1 protein-coding gene is annotated in these 871 nt (G+C 56.7%); it reads right to left on the bottom strand.

Features of this window, described 5'->3' with window-relative positions; genetic code table 11:
• Positions 1 to 109: 109 nt before the first annotated feature.
• On the bottom strand, positions 110 to 628 hold the full coding sequence (locus AWB64_RS30585) for a hypothetical protein (RefSeq protein WP_060859150.1): 519 nt from the start codon (positions 626 to 628) through the stop codon (positions 110 to 112).
• Positions 629 to 871 lie beyond the last annotated feature (243 nt).

Genomic DNA, 871 nt, shown 5'->3' on the forward strand with positions numbered 1-871 from the left:
CTGTCGATCGGATAGTCGAGAACGTAGTCGACTATGTCGACCAGTACGCGATCCGGCTCGGGCCGGACGTTTGAAATCGGTGCGGACATCGAAAATCCCAGTTGAAAACTTACTTGACGTTCTTGATCAGCTCGTTTGCTTGCGTAGGCGCCGGTGCGCCCGATGCCGCCATTTCAGCCGTCTTGCATTCGTCGGCGAGACGCGCTTCGTCCTTGTCGGAGAAAAGCATGGCCTTCGACGGGATCACGACCAGATCGAGGCCCGTAGCCGAGTCGTGGAAACGGTCCGCGCCCGTCGTGGTGGCTTGACGCGGCAATTGATAATCCTTCTTCGCCCAGTTCACGGTGACGATCTGGTCGCGTTTCATGTCGCCTTTCAGGTAGAAAGCGAGGCCTTCGTTACATGACCATTTGGTCGAACCATCGGGAATCGGATCGACTTTTGCCGCCGCCTTGGCTTCGGTCGAGGGTTTACGTTTAATCAGGCGGCGTGCCGGCGCCGGGCGTTTTGCCACGGCCTTCTTTGCCGTGGTAGCGGTTGCAGCATCTGCGGCCAGCGCGCTCGTGGTGGCGAGCATGCCCGACATGGACAGGGCGCCGGCAACGGCCGCGATCAGGAGTTTGTTCATCAATGACAGCCTTTCTAAAAATCGTTTAAGTGTTCAATCCGGGTCTTTTACGACGGGATATTTCGATGTGAAATAGTCCGCCGTACTGGCCCGTTTTGCGAAAGCACGCACGCCAGTTGGACCATCCGGCACGCGCAGCGCGCTATTTTCGCTTATTTAGAGGCAGGAACTTCAGATTTTCGGGCCCGGTGTAATTTGCGCTGGGGCGAATGATCTTGTTGTCGATCCGTTGTTCGATGATGT

The organism is Caballeronia sordidicola (assembly GCF_001544455.2).
Lineage (GTDB): Bacteria > Pseudomonadota > Gammaproteobacteria > Burkholderiales > Burkholderiaceae > Caballeronia > Caballeronia sordidicola.